13 protein-coding genes are annotated in these 18,707 nt (G+C 66.7%); 5 read left to right on the top strand and 8 right to left on the bottom strand.

The window, feature by feature from the left end; translation table 11 throughout:
- Window positions 1–272: 272 nt before the first annotated feature.
- Window positions 273–2,771 (bottom strand): glycogen/starch/alpha-glucan phosphorylase, encoded by a 2,499-nt coding sequence (locus tag JJL56_RS03440; protein ID WP_145623582.1) that lies wholly within the window; start codon window positions 2,769–2,771, stop codon window positions 273–275.
- Between the two features lie 288 nt (window positions 2,772–3,059).
- Here JJL56_RS03440 and JJL56_RS03435 point away from each other — a divergent pair, with 288 nt between their 5' ends.
- From JJL56_RS03435 to JJL56_RS03415, 5 genes are all read left to right on the top strand, one after another.
- Complete coding sequence (locus JJL56_RS03435; RefSeq protein WP_247889294.1) at window positions 3,060–4,265, top strand: peptidase C39 family protein; 1,206 nt, start codon at window positions 3,060–3,062, stop codon at window positions 4,263–4,265.
- Window positions 4,265–5,746 carry a RimK family protein gene (locus tag JJL56_RS03430; protein WP_200484182.1) on the top strand — a complete coding sequence of 494 codons (1,482 nt, stop codon included), beginning with the start codon at window positions 4,265–4,267 and terminating at the stop codon, window positions 5,744–5,746. The genes JJL56_RS03435 and JJL56_RS03430 overlap by 1 nt, the downstream gene beginning before the upstream one ends.
- 537 nt (window positions 5,747–6,283) lie before the next feature.
- A complete protein-coding gene (locus JJL56_RS03425) occupies window positions 6,284–6,691 on the top strand; it encodes a sigma-70 family RNA polymerase sigma factor (RefSeq protein WP_247889295.1) in 408 nt (135 codons plus the stop codon).
- Between the two features lie 333 nt (window positions 6,692–7,024).
- The gene (locus JJL56_RS03420) at window positions 7,025–7,252 is read left to right on the top strand and encodes an anti-sigma factor family protein (protein WP_246653896.1); all 228 of its coding nucleotides are present in this window, start codon (window positions 7,025–7,027) and stop codon (window positions 7,250–7,252) included.
- 263 nt (window positions 7,253–7,515) lie between these two features.
- Window positions 7,516–9,000, top strand: coding sequence for an alkaline phosphatase D family protein (locus JJL56_RS03415; RefSeq protein WP_200484181.1), 1,485 nt, complete (start codon window positions 7,516–7,518; stop codon window positions 8,998–9,000).
- A gap of 54 nt (window positions 9,001–9,054) precedes the next feature.
- Here JJL56_RS03415 and JJL56_RS03410 read toward each other — a convergent pair whose 3' ends face one another.
- The 7 genes from JJL56_RS03410 to JJL56_RS03380 all read right to left on the bottom strand — a co-directional run bounded on the left by JJL56_RS03410 (window position 9,055) and on the right by JJL56_RS03380 (window position 18,492).
- The gene (locus JJL56_RS03410; RefSeq protein ID WP_109069503.1) at window positions 9,055–9,453 is read right to left on the bottom strand and encodes a hypothetical protein; all 399 of its coding nucleotides are present in this window, start codon (window positions 9,451–9,453) and stop codon (window positions 9,055–9,057) included.
- 117 nt (window positions 9,454–9,570) lie between these two features.
- On the bottom strand, window positions 9,571–10,482 hold the full coding sequence (locus JJL56_RS03405; protein ID WP_247890246.1) for a DMT family transporter: 912 nt from the start codon (window positions 10,480–10,482) through the stop codon (window positions 9,571–9,573).
- Between the two features lie 16 nt (window positions 10,483–10,498).
- Complete coding sequence (locus JJL56_RS03400) at window positions 10,499–13,138, bottom strand: cation:proton antiporter (protein WP_200484180.1); 2,640 nt, start codon at window positions 13,136–13,138, stop codon at window positions 10,499–10,501.
- Window positions 13,139–13,293: 155 nt separating this feature from the next.
- Window positions 13,294–14,847 (bottom strand): sensor histidine kinase, encoded by a 1,554-nt coding sequence (locus JJL56_RS03395; protein WP_345772538.1) that lies wholly within the window; start codon window positions 14,845–14,847, stop codon window positions 13,294–13,296.
- 70 nt (window positions 14,848–14,917) lie between these two features.
- Window positions 14,918–15,718 carry a response regulator transcription factor gene (locus JJL56_RS03390; RefSeq protein WP_186452813.1) on the bottom strand — a complete coding sequence of 267 codons (801 nt, stop codon included), beginning with the start codon at window positions 15,716–15,718 and terminating at the stop codon, window positions 14,918–14,920.
- Entirely contained in the window at window positions 15,711–16,250 is a 540-nt protein-coding gene (locus JJL56_RS03385) for a hypothetical protein (protein WP_145623590.1), read from the bottom strand. The genes JJL56_RS03390 and JJL56_RS03385 overlap by 8 nt, the downstream gene beginning before the upstream one ends.
- 799 nt (window positions 16,251–17,049) lie before the next feature.
- Entirely contained in the window at window positions 17,050–18,492 is a 1,443-nt protein-coding gene (locus tag JJL56_RS03380; RefSeq protein WP_345772537.1) for a hypothetical protein, read from the bottom strand.
- Between the last annotated feature and the right edge of the window lie 215 nt (window positions 18,493–18,707).

Here is an 18,707-nt window from a genome sequence, read left to right as displayed (position 1 = left end):
CCTTTGGTCTTGCCCGGATCGAGCGTGGACGGCGGCCCCGGATGCACCAAGGCCCCGTCCGTGTCCGGCGGGGCCTTCGTGGTGGGTGAAGCGTCTTACTCGATCAACGCACGCCACCATCCGACGGCCCGCCGGAGCGGGTCGTTTTGGTAGTGGTGGTGGTGATGGCGAGCGAGCGATTCATAACCCGCTAGATAAACGAAAGGCGCGGGGCTTGTAAAGCGCCCGCGCCTTCGCGGCACAATTTTTGTCCGGTTCCGGATGGGGCCGCGTCAGCCCTCGGTTTCGGCGGGATGCTCCGGCTTCACGGGATGCACGTCCCAGATTTCGGTCGCGTATTCCATGATGGTGCGGTCGGAGGAGAACCAGCCCATGTTGGCCGTGTTCAGAATGGCCTTGCGGGTCCATTCCTCCTGGTCGCGGTACAGGTCCATGGCCTCCTGCTGCGCCTCGCAGTATTCGGCGAAGTCCGCCGTCACCAGGAAATGGTCGCCGCCGTCGGTCAGCGCCTGGAGGATCGGGTGGTAACGGTGGGGGTCGTCCGGCGAGAAGACGCCGGTGGAGATCATGTCCAGCGCCCGCTTCAGGCTGGGGTTGGAGGCGATGACCTCGCGCGGGTTGAAGCCGCCGCTGGCCCGCAGGTCGTTCACCTCCTCGGCGGTCAGGCCGAAGATGAAGATGTTGTCGTCGCCCACATGCTCGCGGATCTCGACGTTGGCGCCATCCAGCGTGCCGATGGTCAGCGCGCCGTTCAGGGCCAGCTTCATGTTGCCGGTGCCCGACGCCTCCATGCCCGCGGTCGAGATCTGCTCCGACAGGTCGGCCGCGGGCATGATGATCTCCGCCGCCGTCACGTTGTAATTCGGCAGCAGCACGATCTTCAGGTTGTCGTGCACCGACGGGTCATGGTTCACCACCTTCGCCACATCGTTGATGAGCTTGATGATGAGCTTCGCCATGTGATAGCTCGGCGCCGCCTTGCCGGCGAAGATCTTGGTCACCGGAACCCAGGAGACGGTCGGGTTGTCACGCATCTCGTTGTACAGCGCGATGGCCTGAAGGATGTTCAGGAGCTGGCGCTTGTACTCGTGCATGCGCTTGACCTGCACGTCGAACAGGCTGTCGACCTGCACGTCCACCCCGGTCTGGCGCGCGATGTAGGCGGCCAGCCGCTTCTTGTTCTTGCGCTTGGCGCGGCGGAACTCCTCGCGGAAGACCAGATCGTCGGCCTTCTCGGCGAGCGCCTTGATCTGGCCGAGGTCCTTGATCCAGCCGTTGCCGATGCGGCTGGTGATCAGCGCGGCCAGCGGCTGGTTCGCCTGATGCAGCCAGCGGCGCGGCGTGATGCCGTTGGTCTTGTTGTTGATGCGCTCCGGGAACTCCGCGTGGAAGTCGGCGAAGACGGTCTGCTTCATCAGTTCGGTGTGCAGGGCCGACACGCCGTTGACCTTGTGCGAGCCGAGGAAGGCCAGATTGCCCATGCGCACCCGGCGGTCACCGCGCTCGTCGATCAGCGACAGGCGGGACAGCCGCGCGTTGTCGCCCGCCGCCCGCGCCTTGGAGCGGTTCAGGAACTTGGCGTTGATCTCGTAGATGATCTGCATGTGGCGCGGCAGCACGCGTTCCATCATGCGCACCGGCCACGCCTCCAGCGCTTCCGGCAGCAGAGTGTGGTTGGTGTAGGAGAAGGTCGCGCGGGTGATGTCCCACGCCTTGTCCCAGAGCACGCCGTGCTGGTCCACCAACAGCCGCATCAGTTCGGCGATGCCGATGGCCGGGTGCGTGTCGTTGAGCTGGATCGCCGCCTTGTCGGGCAGGCTGTCGAAGTTGGAATGGTGCTGCAGATAGCGGCGCAGGATGTCCTGGAGCGAAGCGGAGGTGAAGAAATACTCCTGCTTCAGCCGCAGCTCCTTGCCGCCCTCCGTCGCGTCGTTCGGGTAGAGGACGCGGCTGAGGTTTTCCGTCAGAACCTTCTGCTCGACCGCCTTCATGTAGGCGCCGTCGTTGAAGTGGCCGAAGTTGAAGTCGCGGGTGGCGCGGGCCGACCACAGACGCAGCGTGTTGATCGTGTCCCCGCCATAGCCGACCACCGGCGTGTCGTAGGCCATGGCCAGCACGCGCTCGGCATCGACCCAGCGGTAGGCGCGTTCGCCCACCGAATCCCGGAACTCCTCGACGCGGCCATAGAACTGGACGGGGTACAGAACCTCCGGACGCGGGAATTCCCACGGGTTGCCGAATTGCAGCCACTGCTCCGGATATTCGACCTGCCAGCCATGCTCGAAGCGCTGCTCGAACAGGCCGAACTCGTAGCGGATGCCGTAGCCGTAGCCGGGCAGCGCTTCCGACGCCATGCTGTCGAGGAAGCAGGCGGCCAGACGGCCGAGGCCGCCGTTGCCGAGCGCGGCGTCCGGCTCCGCCTCCACCACGTCGTCGAGGTTCAGGCCGATGCGGTCGAGCGCCTGCCGGCACTGGTCGGTGATGCCGAGGTTGGCGAGGCTGTTGGTCAGCAGGCGGCCGATCAGGAACTCCAGCGAAAGATAGTAAACGCGCTTGGCGTCCTGCTGGTAATAAGTCCGCGTCGTGTCCATCCAGCGGTCCACGAGGCGGTCGCGCACGGCGAGCGCCACGGTGTGGAACCAGTCGCGCCGGGTCGCCGCCCGCGCGTCCTTGCCGACGGAATAAACCAGCCACTCCAGAAACGAGCGCTTCAGCCCGTCGACATCCAGACTGCGGCGTTCGATCTCGCGGGACTTATACCGAGCGTCCATGTCTTGACTTTCTTCTTTCGAGGGCCAACTGGAGCGGCGGATTCTTAGCCGGTCTTCCATCGGCGGCAGTTTCCGGGGTCCATGGTTAAGCAACGTTTAAGTCGCTGCGGCCAACCAGTCGAAACGGCTAGGCCGTTCGTACGGAGCAACAGCCGGGGCTTGCCCTTGTGCCAGACGCGCTGTGTCAAAACGAAGGCGACCTCCGCAGCGCGCCCATACCGGTAATCGCTGCGAAGCTCCGCTGGAGGGAGTAAGATGGCGTCCGTGTCAGCCTCTTTGAACCTCCCGATGCTCGACAATACCGTATCCTCGGACTCCCGCCAGGGCCTGCCCGGCGACGCCACCATTCTGCTCCGTCAGGCCCAGCCGGCGGACATCCCCGCGCTGCTGGCCATCGAGGAACGGTGCTTCGCCACCGATCGACTGACCCGACGTAGTTTTCATTATTTGCTGACGAAAGCCAAGGCCACTGGCCTTGTGGAAGTCCACAGCGGCACGGTCGTCGGCTACGCCCTGGTGTCCTTCCACTCCGGCACCTCGCTCGCCCGGCTCTACTCCTTCGCCGTCGATCCCGGCCACCGCGGCCAGGGCGTCGCCAAGCGGCTGCTCGCCGCGGCGGAGCAGGCGGCCCGCTCGCGGGACTGCATCTATCTGCGGCTGGAGGTGCGGCGCGACAACGCCGCGGCGATCGACCTCTACAAGAAGGCCGGCTACCGCGAGTTCGGCGTCTACACCGACTATTATGAAGACCATATGGAGGCGCTGCGGCTGGAGAAGCGCCTCGGCCACAGCGGCCCCAGCGCGCCGCTGGGCGGCCCCCTGGTTCCCTACTACCAGCAGACCCTGGACTTCACCTGCGGCCCGTCGGCCCTGATGATGGCGATGAAGGCGCTGAAACCCGCGGAGATCGAACTGGGGCGGAAGCTGGAAATCCGCCTGTGGCGGGAATCGACCACCGTCTTCATGACCTCCGGCCATGGCGGCTGCGGCCCCTTCGGGCTGGCGCTGGCGGCGGCGCGGCGCGGCTTCGCGGTGGACATCCACATCAAGGACAACGCCACCCCCTTCCTGGACAGCGTGCGCAGCGACGAGAAGAAGGAGGTCATGCGCATCGTGCACGAGGACTTCCTCGACGAGTTGGAGGGCAGCGGCGCAACCGTCCGCCACAACACCCTGAGCGCCCAGGACATGGCCGACGCGGTGGCGGGCGGGGCCATCCCCATCGTGCTCATCAGCTCCTACCGGATCTATCACGAAAAATTTCCGCACTGGGTCGTCGTGACCGGTGCCGATGACCGCTTTCTCTATGTTCATGATCCGCTTGTGTACGATCGTCACCACGCTCACATCGACCGGATGAACATGCCGATCCCGAAAGCCGACTTCGAGCGCATGGCCCGCTACGGAAAAGCCCAGTTGAAGGCCGCCCTCCTCCTCCGTCCCCAGCTCTCTGATCGGGCCGCCGATGGATCTGCCGATGGGTCCGCCGACTGATGCCGGCGCATCTTCTCGTCGTCGACCGCCGGGCGGACGTGAAATGGGCGAAGGACGGTTTGCCGGTGGTCAGCGCCCGCGACTACATCGCCCACCCGGAGCAGGCGCCACGCGGCGCGCGGGTGCTGAACATGTCGCGCAGCTACCGCTATCTGGGCACCGGCTACTACGTCTCGCTGCTGGCGGAGGCGCGCGGCGAGCGGGTGATCCCCTCCGTCCGGACCATCCTGGATTTGTCGCAGAAAGCCTTTTACCGCGCCCAGCTGGCCGAGGTGGAGGAGGCGCTGCGCAAGGCGATCAAGCGGATGGACCACCCGCCGGAGGCCTCCTTCAACCTCACCGTGTGCTTCGGCCACGCCGACGACGCTCGCTTCCAGGACATCGCCCGGACGGTCTTCGACCGGTTCCGCTGCCCCCTGCTGAAGATTCAGGTGCGGCTGAAGGAGGGCTGGACCGTCCATGCCCTGGAGCCGCTGTCGCTGGCCGACCTGCGGCCAGACCAGGAGCCGCTGTTCCAGACGGCGCTCGACGCCTACACCCGCACCTCCTGGCGGGAGCCGGCGGCCAAGGCGCCGCCGCGCTACACGCTGGCCATCCTGCACAACCCGAAGGAGGAACTTCCTCCCTCCAGCCCGCGCGCGCTCCAGAAGTTCGTCAAGGCCGGTGAGAGCCTGGGCATCGCGGTGGAGCTGATCGAGAAGAAGGACTACACCCGCCTCGCCGAGTTCGATGCGCTGTTCATCCGCGAGACGACAAATCTCGACCACCACACCTACCGCTTCGCCAAGAAGGCGGAGAAGGAAGGATTGCCGGTGATCGACGATCCGAATTCGATCCTGAAATGCACCAACAAGGTCTATCTGGCCGAGCTGCTGCGCGCCAACCGCATCCCGGCGCCGAAGACGGTGATCTTCGACAAGCGCGGTCTGGCGACGCTGGACCGGGAGATCCCCTACCCCATCGTCCTCAAGATCCCGGACGGCTCCTTCTCCCGCGGCGTCTTCAAGGTGCAGACCCTCAGCGAGCTGGACGCGACGGCCGAAAGCCTGTTCGAGCAGTCCGACGTGATCCTGGCCCAGGAATTCATGTACACGGAGTTCGACTGGCGCGTCGGCGTGCTGAACCGGCAGCCGATCTATGTCTGCCAATATCTGATGGCGAAGAAGCATTGGCAGATCGTCAAGCACGGCGGCAACGGCCGGGCCGAGCAGGGCTCCTCCCGCACTCTGTCCATCGAGGAGGCGCCGCGCGAGGTCATCGAAACCGCGGTGAAGGCGGCGGGACTGATCGGGGACGGCCTCTACGGCGTCGACCTGAAGCAGAATGACCGCGGCGTCTTCGTCATCGAGATCAACGACAACCCCAGCATCGACCTCGGCGTCGAGGATGCCAAGCTGAAGGACGGGCTGTACCGCCTCATCATGGGCGAGTTCCTGCGCCGGTTGGAATCCCGGCCCCGCAAGCTCGGCTCCGGAACCTGACGCCCCCGTTCGGGCAGTTCCCCCATCCGTATGGATGCCCCCCGGATTCCAAACACTTCTCCTCCTAAGATGTTTTCGGCTGTGGCCGCCGGGGAACAAGCCCCTTCCCCCCGCGTTATGAAATCAACGTCACCACGAACGGGAGCAACACCGAAGCGTTTCAGAGCTTTGGGGTTGCCCAGGCTGGAGAGCGGGAGACCGTTGATGACGACGAACTGCTCGATGTGCTGCGCCGGACCGACGCCCGGACACTGCTAGGCAGCACCACCGGATTTTACGCCACCAACACGAATCACAGGACCGACGCGGCCAACCGGCCGGCGCCGGAAGGGACCACGCGTCGATAAAGCGATCGTCTCCCACCGAAATCCCGGGAGCTGAAATCTCGGGAATTGAAATCTCGGGACTGGGGCGCCGTCACCACGGACCGGCAGCCCCGCCGAATGAAGAGAAGCTGGAGGAAGAGCAACAATGGCGTATTGTTTCGAATCCGAACTGATCCGTTGCATGCCGAACCTGCAGCGTTATGCATGCAAGTTGACGCGCGACGTCAGCGCCGCCGAGGATCTCACCCAGGACTGTCTTGCCCGCGCTCTGTCCCGCCAGCATCGTTTCGAGCCCGGTACCAACATGCAGGCCTGGCTGACCACGATGCTGAAGAATCTGCATTTCAACAACCTCCAGCGTGAAAAGCACGTCACCAAGGTGGAATTGTGGGACGGCGCCATGTCGGTCGAAGCCTCGCAGATCGCCCGCCTCGTCTTCCGCGACGTGGACCGCGCCTTCGGCGCCCTCACCCCCAGCCAGCGCAAGGTCGTCAAGTTGGTGGCCATCGAGGGCCGCCCCTATCAGGAGGCCGCGGAGAAGCTGAACGTCTCCATCGGCACGATCCGTTCTCGCCTGTGCCGCGCCCGCGAGCGTCTGAACAACCTGATGGCTGCCTGAGGCGCGGCGGTGAATGCGCGGTGGGGTATGGCAACCGTACAACAGGTTGATTTTTCCATCGCATCCGGACGATCCGGCGCCGGAACAACCGATGGAAGCGGCTGTTACATCCCGCGAGCGAAACGAGTATGGCTGTTGCGGGAGTTGCCGAGCATCCACGGGGGACGAACGGATACGATCCGCCTACCACTTGGCGGTATCGGCGTCATCCCCATAAGAAGAGGTAGGACACCACTCCCGACGCCGTGCCCGCCGCACTATATTGAACTCTGCGTCGCGGATCGTTTCCGTCTCAGGGGGATGGCCTCCGGAGACGTTCCGGGATCAAAAGATATGAAGCGTGTGACGATGAACCATATCAACGCATATCTTGACGGTGCCTTGGACGATAAGGAGCGTCAGGAGTTCGAGCAGTCCGTAGAGGACGACGCCGACGCGAAGGCCGTGGTGACCTTCCACAGAAGCCATGTGGAGGAACTTCACCGCCTTTACGATCCTGTGCTGGAAGAACCGGTACCGGCGCGCATGCTCGAACTGCTGAGGCAACGCCGCAAAAGCTAGTCCCCCGATTCCCGTGTTCCATCGTCACACGAGGGGCGACCGGGCGACCCGGCCGCCCGCTTTTTTTGTCCGTACCCCGGGCTGGACCCTGTTTTCCCCGCCGCCGCCGCGGGTTCTTCCGCATTTCCACACGGCCTCTCCCTTCGGATCAACGCTTGCCCCTTTTACAGACCGGCGGCCTTTCCCATAAACAGGAGCCGCGGAAACGGAAGCTGGGCCATGGGCGCCCGGACCGGCGGGAACGAAGAGGAAGAACAGCGTCCATGGCGCGCGGCAGGCCGGCACCGAACATCATTCTGGGTCCCGTCCTTTATTTCCGGGGAGAGCAAGGCGACCGCTGGTGGCTGTCCGCCCTCTTCGTTCTGGACGGCGACGCCGAACCCTACGATCTGCGGGTGGACGGCGTGACACTGCCCGTCCCGCCCCGCCACCTCGCCCAATGGCGCAACCGGCACGTCTGGCGGTTCGATTTCGCCATTCCGCGCGGCGCGCGGGATGTAGAGGCCGCCTATGGCTTCACCGACGGCGCGTTGCCCGGTCACACCTGGGCGGTGACGGTGCCGGGGCGCTCGTCGTCGCCGCGGATCGCCTACGTCTCCTGCAACGGGGCGGAGGATGAGGAGAAGATCACCGGGCTGAACGCGCCGCGCAACGCCCTGTGGGGTGATCTGCGCCGCCGCCACGAGAGCGAGCGCTTCCATCTGCTTCTGCAAGGCGGCGACCAGCTCTATGCCGACGCGGTGTGGCGCCGGCCGCCGCTGCTCAGCGCCTGGAGAAAGCGGACGGACGCCGCCCGCCTGGACGAGCCCTTCACCCCCGCGATGGCGGAAGAGGCGGCGGACTTCTACTTCGACCTCTATCTGCGGGTCTGGGGCCAGCCGGAAACCGCGGCGGTGACGGCCCGCATTCCATCGGTGATGATGTGGGACGATCACGACATCTTTGACGGCTGGGGCTCCCACCCGGACGAAGAGATGACGTCCCCGGCCTGGCGCGGCGTCTACACGGCTGCCCGCCGCCATTTCTCGCTGTTCCAACTGGCCGCCATGGAGGACGCGCAGCCGGAATGCGTGTGGGGCGCGCCCTTGAATTCCTTCAGCCAGGGGTTCCGGCTGGGCGACGTCGGCGTTCTGGCGCTGGACATGCGCAGCGACCGCACCCCCCGCCGCGTTCTGTCGGACCGGGTGTGGGACGCCCTGCCGGAGTGGCTGGAGCGCTTCAAGGGCTGCCGGCACCTGATCCTGATGTCCAGCGTGCCGCTGCTCTACCTCGACACCGGGGTGATGGAGCGGGCGGTCGGCCTGTCACCCGTCCGCGTCGGGATCGAGGACGATCTGCGCGACCAATGGCGCAGCCCGGCCCATGCCGAGGAGTGGCTGCGCCTGATCGGCCTGTTGGCGGAGTTCTCCCGGCGCACCGGTTGTCGCGTCACCTCGGTGTCGGGCGAAATCCACGCGGGCGCGCGGGCGGTTCTGCGCGGCGGCGGCGTGGAGATGTGGCAGCTGATCGCGTCGGGGGTCGTCCATCCGCCGCCCGCCAAGGCCACCACCGTCGCTCTGGAATGGCTGGCCGGCCGCAAGGAGACCCTGCCCAACGGCTATGTCTTCGAAATGCCGGCTTTCCCCGAATCGGGCAAGCGCATCATCCGGCAGCGCAACTGGCTGTCGCTGATCTTCGACAGCAAGGGCCAGATCCACGCCCGCTGGTCCGCCGAAGGCCAGCCGAACCGCTACACCCAAGTGATCTGACCCCGTGATCTGACCCCAGGGTGTTTGACCCCGGAACGATCGGACGCGGCCGGCTCACTCCGACTGGGGCGACCGGCGGCGGTTGCGCAGATTGAGCGCGTTGAGGAAGCTGGTGGCCTGCGCCGGCGTGGCCGGGCCGCCGGCCCCCGGCGCCTTGGCCGAGGTCGCCAGGAATCCGCCGACGCGGGCGCGCAGCTCGACCGAATCGTGGGCGGCCTGATCGGCGTTTTCCGCCACCTGGCGGCGCACGTCGGCGTCGAGCGTGTTGAAGGCGCGGGTGGCGAATTCGAAGGCCGGCTGGGACTTGGTGGCGATCACCTGCCGCAGCGCCTTGGAAACCAGGACCGTGTCCAGCCCGCCGGGGCCGTCCACCCCATCCAGCACGTCGGCGAGGATGCCGATGGCCTGCAGGGTCTGGTTGTCATCGAGCGAGATGGGCTCCAGGCCGTCCATGACACTCACTTCCGATGTGGTTTGCCGAAGCGTGGTTGAACCAGCGGACACCGCCGGAAATTTTGCCGGTGCGGGGAAGCATAGTCGGACCGCCCCGCCGAGGCAATGCGCACGGCGTCAGGCCGCACGTCTGGCGCTCCGGTTCACCAAGGCGACACCGGCCACCGCCAGCGCCATGCCGGACAGGGCCAGCAGCCCCAGCCGCTCCCCGAACATCGCCCAGGCGATCACCGCGGTGACCGGCGGGACCAGATAGAACAGGCTCGCCACGCGCGCCGCCGCACCACGCCGGATCAGCAGGAACAGCAGGAAGATCGCCCCCACCGACAGCACGAAGCTGAGCCACAGCAGGGCGAAGACGAACTCGCCGGTCCAGTCGATGCGCATCGTCTCGAACAGCGGGGCCAGCACCGCCAGCACCGCCGCGGTCGCCGCATACTGGATGGCGGTGCCGCTGCGCAGGTCCATCGCCGTGCCGTGGCGCTTCTGATAGAGCGTGCCGAAGGTGATGCCCAGCAGGGCGGCCAGCGCCAGCCCGATGCCCAGCGCGTCCGTCGAGTCGAAGTGGAGCTTCTCACCCACCACCAGCCCTACTCCCGCCAGCCCCATCAGGAAGCCTACCCACTGCCGCCCGGTCACCCGCTCGCCCAGCAGCGGGCCGGAGAGGGCGGCGGTCAGCAGCGGCTGGATGCCGACGATCAGCGCGGTCACCCCTGCCGGCATGCCCTTGGCGATGGCGCAGAACACGCCGGTCAGGTAGACGCCGTGCACCAGCAGCCCCGCCAGCGCGATCCGCCCGGCCTCGGCCCAGCTTTTCGGCCAGGGGGCGCCGGTGACCAGGGCGACGACGCCGAGAATCACCGCGACCAGCCCCAGCCGGACCAGCAGGAAGGTCAAGGGCTCCGCATAGGGAAGCCCGTATTTGGCGCCGATGAACCCGGTGCTCCACAACAGCACGAACACGCCCGGCATCAAGCGCACCCAATCGGGCCGCCCGCCCGCGGCGGCGGTGGTCGCTTGCACGGTCATCGCTTTCCCTCGTCTCCTATCCGCGCGCCTGCGCACCTTCGGCGGCGGAGGCCTCGACCGCCAAGGGCTGGGCGTCCGGGGCGGTCGCCGCAGCACCGGACGGGTCCGGCTTGGGCGCCTCCACCGCACGCGTTTCCGCCACGGGTGTCGCAGACTCCTCGACAGGCTTCGGCGGCGGGTTGCGCCGCGCTTCGGCCACCGACTGGAGATGGGCGCGCAGGCTTGCGTCCTTCTTCACCAGCCGATGGAAGTCTCTCACATCCAGTACCAAAAGTTGGCAATAGCCCATCGCGCGCACATCGGCGTTGCGCCGCTGGCGGGTCAGCAGGGCCATCTCGCCGAAGACGTCCCCGGTGCCGAGCTGGACCGGCTCGTCCAGACCCGGCACCATCACCTCGACGGCGCCGGATGCGATGAAGAACATGGCGTCGCCGCGCTCGCCGCGCCGCACGATGGTTTCACCGGGCAGGACCAGCCGTGGCTTCAGCAGGGTGGCGATGCCGCGCACGCGGTCGCCCTCCAGCCCCTTGAACAGCGGCACCCGCCCGACGAGGTCCATCAGATCCAGCCGCAGGTCGAGCTTCGGCAGGGCGTCGAGCGCGCGGCGGCGGTCGTCCAGATCGCGCTGGAGGTCGCTCAGGATCTCCTGGCTGATGATCGATTCGGCGAAGAGCGCCCGGTAATCCGCCTCCTCCAACCGCAGGGCGGCGCGGCTGACGTAGCGGCTCTGCAGAATCAGTGCGTAGTCGGGATATTGCAGCTTCAGCGCCGCCAGGGCCTGCTCGACCATGGCGAGGCGCACCGTCAGGATGCCTTCCAGTTCACAGGCGACGTCGGTGCCCAGGACCTGCCCGACCTTGTCGTTGATGAACTCCAGAAGTTCGCGCTGCACGGTGCGCACGCCCAGAAGGATCTCGAAGCGGAAGGCGAGCCGGCGGGCGAGCGGCGCGTGGATGCCCAGCCGGCGGTGCAGCAGGCTGGCCACCCGCATCCAGGGCGTGAAGGAAATGAAGGGCTCCTCGAAGGCGCGGTAGCCGGCGCGCCCCTGGGCCTTCACCGCGTCGAGCAGCCGCCCGGTGCGGCGGTTCAGCAGCTCCGCCACCCCGCGCGACAGGATGCCCTCTCGGAAATGCTCGTAGTACAGCTCCTCCTCGCGGTTCACCAGGATCACGAGGCCGATGGTCACGCGGTCCTCGTTGCTCAGCGGCGCCTCGGTCGAGCGTTCCCGGACGATGGCGTCGAGCCGGTCGCTGTACTGCGACACGGTCGAGCCGACGGCCTGCTCGTCCACCTCATAGCGGTGGGCCAGATCCTCCACCCGCTCGCGCACGCCGGCCAGCGACAGGGCGAGCGCGCGGTTGCGCATGGCGTGCTCGACCGGGGACAGCTTGTTCAGGCCGAGCAGGTTGATGACGGCGCGCAGCGTCGTGCCGTTGATGAAAAGCGTGTAGAAGACGAAGCCGGTGACCAGCACGGCGACGAAGCCCTGGACCCGGTCGGGAACGCGCCCGTTCTCGGTGACCGCCAGCGCCAGCGTCAGCGACACCGCCCCGCGCAGGCCGCCCCACAGCATCACCGCCTTGTAGGCGTGGCTGACCCGCTGGGCCAAGCCGGCGCCGGACAGCAGCGGCAGCAGGCCGAACAGCACCAGCGCGCGGGACACCGTGGCCGCCCCGACCACGACCAGCACCAGCCCGACATCGCTCCAGCCGATGCCGCCGAGCAGGCGCGGCACCAGAAGCGCCGTCATTAGGAAGATCAGCGAATTCGCCCAGAAGCCGAGCTGCTTCCAGACATGCTCCAGCGCCCCCCAGGTGGCCGGGGAGATGCGCGTGCGCCCGACCGAGCCGACGACCAGCGCCGCCGTGACCACCGCCACGACGCCGGAAGCCCCGACATAGTGCTCCGCCAGCACGTAGCTGAGATAGGCGAGCGCCACGGTCAGCGTGATCTCGGCCATCGGCTGGTCGCGCACCGGCTCCACGATCATGCAGACCACGCGCCCGCACACATAGCCGGTCAGCACGCCCCCGGCGAAGTCGCGCAGGAACTCCATCGCCGCTTCCGTCGCCCCGCCATGGGCGTTGCGGGTCAGCATGCCGAGCAGCAGCGTGAACAGCGCGATGGCCGCGGCGTCGTTCAGCAGGCTTTCGCCCTCGACCAGCATGGTCAGCCGGCGCGGCGCGCCGAGGTCGCGGAAGATGCTGACGACCGCCGCCGGATCGGTGGTGGCGACGATCGCCCCCAGCAGCAGGCAGGCCACCAACCCCATCGAGGTGAAGAGATTGAGCGCGTAGCCGACGGCGAAGGTGCAGACGAACACCGCCACCACGGCCATCAGCAGGATCGGCCACACATCGTCGAACAGCCGCCGCACATCCACCGCCAGCGCCGTCTCGAACAGCAGCACCGGCAGGAAGACGTAGATCAGCACCTCGGACGAGATGTCCATCTCGGCCAGGGAATTCAGGAAGTCATGGAAGGGGCCGGTGCCGCCCTGGCCGGCGAAGGTCTGGATCACCAGCCCCAGCGCCACGCCCACGGCGGCCAGCAGCACCGTGTAGGGGACGCGCAGCCGGGCGGCCAGAGGCGGCAGCAGGCTGACCAGCGCGAGAAGGCCGGAGACCGCGAGGACATAGATGACGATGACGTGCATGGGGCTGCCTTGCCCTTGGGGGTCGCGGCGCACGGTATCGCCCGATTGAGGCGCCGGCAAGGTCAGGATAAGGGACAAAGCTGTTCCGTACGTGTGACCGGGCGTACAGTCCGGCCACACCCATACAGAGGGGCACGTACAGAGGGCGCCCCCGGTTACGCCACCGCCAGGGTCACCGTCATGCGGAAGCCGCCGGTGGAGCGGTTTTCGGCGCGGACCTTGCCGCCGAAGGCCTCGATGTTCCGCCGAACGATCCACAGGCCGATGCCGAAATGGGTCGCCTCGGCCTGGTTCTGCGCCGCCGCGTCCTCCGGCATGCCCCGTCCCGGCTCGCGCTGGGAGAAGTAGCGTTCGAAGATGCGCGGCAGGTTCGCCGGATCGACGCCCGGACCCTCGTCCTCGACCACCAGCTCCGCCCAGGCGCCGTTGCGCGACAGCCGCACGCTGACGGTGCCGTCCGGCGGAGAGAAGCTGACGGCGTTCTCCACCAGATTCTCGATGACGGTTTCCAGGATGTCCTCGCTGGCCCGCACGACCACCCCGGATTCGATGCGCGAGCGCATGTGGAGCTGCCGCTCGGCGAGCAGGCTGGTGTAGCCGCCGGCCATCCGTTCCACCAGATCGGACAGGTCCACCCGGCGGCGCGGAGGGACCAGCAGATCGGCGGCGGCCTCGTCCATGCGCCGCCCGAAGGAGACCAGACCGTCGAGCTTGTCCACCGACTTCTCGATCATGGTCAGCGCGCGCTGGCTGCGGTTGTCCTCGGCAGGCAGCGACCGGCGCAGCGGCTCCACAGACTGGCGGATGACCGCGATGGGTGTCTTGTAGGCGTGGGCGTTGTCCTCCGCGGCGCGGCGCAGCGACCGCGCGCTTTCGCGCAGGGTGTCGACCAGCCGATCGAAGTCCTCGGCCACCCCGGACAGTTCCGGCACGGTGTTGCGGTTGGTGAAGGACCCCTGCCCGCTCTCGCCGATGCCGCCCGACACGATGTCGCGGGCGAGGTCGCCGAAGCGGTGCAGGTTGCGCCAGACCCCCAGCAGGACGGCCATCACCAGCGCCGCCATGACGATGTAGATCATCGCCGCGGCCTGGACGACCGGCGTGCTCCAGTAGGGGCGCCCCAAGGAGGATTCCAGATAGCCGCCGGCGGTGTGGCTGGTCACCAGAGCCCAGCAGCCGAAGGCCGTGTTGATCGGCGTGACCGAGGTCAGAATCTCGTAACCGCCCGATGAGCGCGGCAGACGAAGCGCCAGCGGCTCGTTCCCGGCGCAGGAGGCGCCCAGCCGGTCCAGCACCCCCTGTTCGAGGAGCTGGTGCCGCTCGGCGTCCAGGTCGTCGGTGGGCACCGACGGGGCGGCGGCGACGTAGTAGAAGCCGTCGCTGCCCATCAGGTTGTTGCCGGCCAGGACGCGCGGCCGGACCAGCAGCTTCAACCGCGTGTTCCCGTCCGCGAAGCGGCGCAGGATGGAGCCGAGCTGCGGCAGGGCCGCGCGGTTGGCGCGCGACAGGTCCGGCTCCAGCGCGCGGGCGATCAACTCGCCCTGCCGCTGCGCGCTTTGCAGCAGCAGGGTCTGCGTCGTGGTGTCGGCCCGCTGGAACTGATCGTAGATCAGAACCGGGACCGCCAGGAAGACGATGGTCAGCAGCGCCAGCCGGCTGGCCAGCGAATGCCACAGCCACCGCAACCGGCCGCCGGGGAAACCCGCCACGGAGAAGCCTCCCTTGGTGAGTTCCGCCCCGTCCCGCGCGCCGTCAGGCCCCCCGTCGGGCCCATGGGCCTCAATCGGCAGCAGCGCCATCGACCATCACATCCGCGTCGTCATCCCGCGTGCGCCCCGTGCCTCCGGTGCCGTTGCCCCAGCGGTAGCCGAAGCCCGGATAATTCTCGATGCAATCGAATTCGGCGTCGACCACGCGGAACTTCTGGCGGATGCGCTTGATGAAGGCACGCACGTTGGCGCGGTAGCCCGAAGGGCCGTAACCGGCCAGGAAGCCCTTGCCGTGCACGAGATCGTAGATCTCGCGGTAGGACACATCCTCTTCCGGACGGGTCGCCATCAGCTTGACGATGTTGAACTCGGTCAGCGTCAGGTCGATGCGCTTGCCGTTCCACAGGGCGCGGCTGTTGTCCAGGCGCAGGTCGAGGTTGCCGAGCGCGTAGACGGATTCCTTCGGCTCTTCGGCCTCATCCGGTGTGCCCTTGGAGCCGTCCACGATGAGGCGCATGCGCTTCAGCAGGATCGACAGGCTGCGCGACTTCTCCACGAAGTCGAGCGCGCCGCCGGCCAGGGCGGCCTCTTCGTAAATCTGGTCCGACAGCACGGTGAGGAAGATCACCGGCAGGTCGATGCCGCGGGCGCGCATCTGACGGAGGACGTCGATGCCGTCCATTTTCGGCATGCGCCAATCCAGCAGGACGATGTCAACCGAACCGCCCTCGGCGAAAAAGTCGAGCGCGGGTTCGCCACGGTCGAACGTGACGACCTCGTACCCCTCGTCGGCGAGGTTGAGGCTGAGGGATTCGCGGAACAGGTCGTCGTCGTCGACCAGCGCCACACGGGCGACGGCGGCCTCAGTCATTGCGGACATCCCAGCCTTGGGCAAGGAGTTGAGCGAAGCATCGTTTATCGACATCTGGGACATTTTCGCTGCTCTTCATATCGTAGGAAAGGGCACGGAAGTCCTGGGAGGACGTCATGTCCATGAAGAAGAAGACTTTGAGCGAGCAATCGCCCTTAGCGTAATGCCACACCTTTGCAGGTGGCGCCTCTTCCGTTGCGGCAGGGGTGCCCAGGAGACGCCGGGTCTGGACCTGGTCCAGGCCGACGAGCGTTTCGGGGGACAGGGTGGCGGGCGGGCTGGCGCCGCCGAACGGTACGGGGGGCAGCCCCGCCACCTCTGTCCCAGCCATGGCGATGACCTCGGCGGCGGGACCGGTCCCCGGACCGTTCACCGCCGGCGTGGCCGTCTGTTCCTTGCCCGCGGTCTTGACGCGCGGAGGAGCAGGCTTCGTCTTCGGCACCGGAACGGCCATGGCGGTCGGTCCGGCGGTCTGTGTTTCAGGAGGAACCGTGGTGCCGGGGCACCCGGCCAGCAGAAGAACCGCCAGCACAAGGCCCGCCTTCCGCCGCCGGCACCCCACTCCGGCGTTGGTTCCAGCCACTTCGCATATGGTACCCGTCATCGTCATCGTCGGGCCTTTCAAGCATCGTGGTTGAATTCGCGGGCGGTGTTGCTGGCCCCATGCCTGCACTTGCCGCCTCCGTGAGATCAAGGTCAGTCCAGTCTGGTTAATGTGGCGTTAAACCCCTGTTTGATACCCCCTTTTTGCGCACATTTGCGGCCAATTTTTGTTCCTACTCCTATCGATAGGTCGGATTTTGAACTAATTTGCCTATTTGTGGGTTAGGTGGAAGGGCGCCGATCGCTTCAAATACCCTTACTTCCCTTTGGCTTATCCTATGACGGGAAAAGCGGAAGGGGTGCGTGCACACGGCGCGTGGCACCGAGCGTCTCGGGGCGTGAAAACCGGCGGATGGGAAGGGAAAAGGAAAGGGCGAAAAAGCGCCCAAAAGACAATCGGCGGCGGAGCCACCCGGGTATGGCCCCACCGCCGGTCAGCCGGACGGGCAACAGTATCGGTAAGATGAGAGCGCCACACAGGCGTCTCACAGGATGTTGCCGCTTGAACTCCAGCCTTCTATCCGACCGTCGTTACCGCCGGTCGGCACTGTGCGTACAATGCTTTTCGAGCATCAACCTTCACATCGACGATTCTGCTCCGGTCCGCCGCCCGCGTCAAGTCTGTATTGATCGCGAAATGGGCTGGATTACCCACATGGCGATACTTCCGAAGGCGATCGCCTCACGCGCACGAAGGGAGTGTCCTCCGCTTCGGCGCACCGGCACTGCTACGCGAGCAGATTGACCGATCCCGCCAAGGCCGGCATCCCCAGATCCGCCACGCCCAGATCCGCCCCACCAAGAACCGGCAAGCCGTCCGCCGAAGGCGTGATCGCGGCCTCTCCGGCGGCGCCGTCCGGATCGCCGGAACCGCCGTTCGCGGCGTCCGGGTCGGTCATGGCCTCCACGAAATCCTTCAGGGTCGTGCCGGACCCGAAGGCCGCCTGACGCAGTTCGTTGACGTTGTCCTGCGCCTCTTCCACAACCTTGTCGTAATCCTTGAAGGACTCCCGCCGCGCCTTGCGCCGCTCTTCGGCCTGATCCAGCTCGTTGGCGGCCTTCGCCTCGGCGATGATCGACTTCGCCTCGGCGAGGACGGCTTCCACCCGGCGACCGAATTCATCGGCCTCGCGGTAGCGCGACATCTTCAGGTCGTTGTCGGCCATCATCCGCTGGATATAATTGCGTATCCTGTCGCCCGGCGGGGCGTTGGGGGTGGCGTTCAGGCTGGGGGCCACGTCCTTCATCAGCTGCTCAAGCTCACCCGCCTGCCCGTCCGCGGCATTCTCGTCGGTCTTCCCTTCATCCCTGTCCTTTTCTTTGTCCTTATCCGTCCTTTCGCTGGCCGCCCCTTCGCTGGCGGACTTGCCGTCCGATGACGTCTTGCCATCCGAGGACACCCCCTGGGCCGTGGCTTGCCCGGCCAAGCCGGCAGCCTCCGCCGCCACCGCTTCGGCGGAGCGCGCCTCCCCATCCTCCGCCGCCTCTTCACCGGCCGCCATGTCCGCAGACGTGCTTGCGTCCTCCGCGGCGGCGTCCACCGGCAGCGGCGGGGGTGGCGGAAGCGTCGGTTGCTCCGACGGTGCCCCTTCGGCCAGAGCGCCCTGCGCAGGCGCGCCGTCGCCGCGGATGGTCATCGTCACATCGACGGCGATCTCCGTCTGAACGACGGTGATGGAGGTGCGGGTGGTCGTCCTCTCGATGGTGATGCCACCGATGGATGGCGCTCCCGCCCCGCCGGGCAACCCCATCTCCGCCGCGGCGGCCACGCCGGCGCCATACTCCTTCGCCGCCCGTCCGGCCTGCTTGGCGAGAATCGCGGCTTCCCGCGCCAACTGCACCAGCTTCTCCCGGTCGCCATGGTTGTGGCGCATCATCATCTTCAGTTCGGCGATCTTGCGCTCGACGTCCTCCAGCCTTTGCGCGGCCACGGCCTTCGGCCCGCCGACGCGCTTGGCCTCCTCCAACGCGTTGACCACGGCGGTGAAGTTCTTTTGCTGTTCCGGAGTCATGGCGAAGGGCAGCTTCGCCTGGTCGGCCTTTTCGGCCAGGATCTGCATGGCGTCCTTGCCGTCCATGGCCTCCATCGCCCGCTCCCAGTCCTTCTTGGCCTTCTGGAGCTGGAAAAGGCTGTTCTGGCCGTTGGTCAGAGCGGAAAAAATGCCGTTCACGGCCGCCTCCTCCGGTTCATTGGAACCTTCGCGAATTCGCGGAGAAGTTTAGCACAGTTTCATAGCCCGTCCAATTCCGACAGCGCCCGCGGAGTCGGCACCGGCAACCCCGCGTTGATGCGCAGGAACGCATTACACACCCCGGAACTCCGATGCCCATGAGGGTGTTTGATTCCCGACATCGGACGCCGCAGAACGCGGCGAATTGCCGCAGG

The organism is Azospirillum aestuarii (assembly GCF_016632405.1).
In the GTDB taxonomy this organism is placed as follows: Bacteria; Pseudomonadota; Alphaproteobacteria; order Azospirillales; family Azospirillaceae; genus Azospirillum; species Azospirillum aestuarii.
The sequence above is the reverse complement of the archived record's forward strand: the minus strand, read 5'-3'. Positions and strand labels throughout refer to the sequence as shown.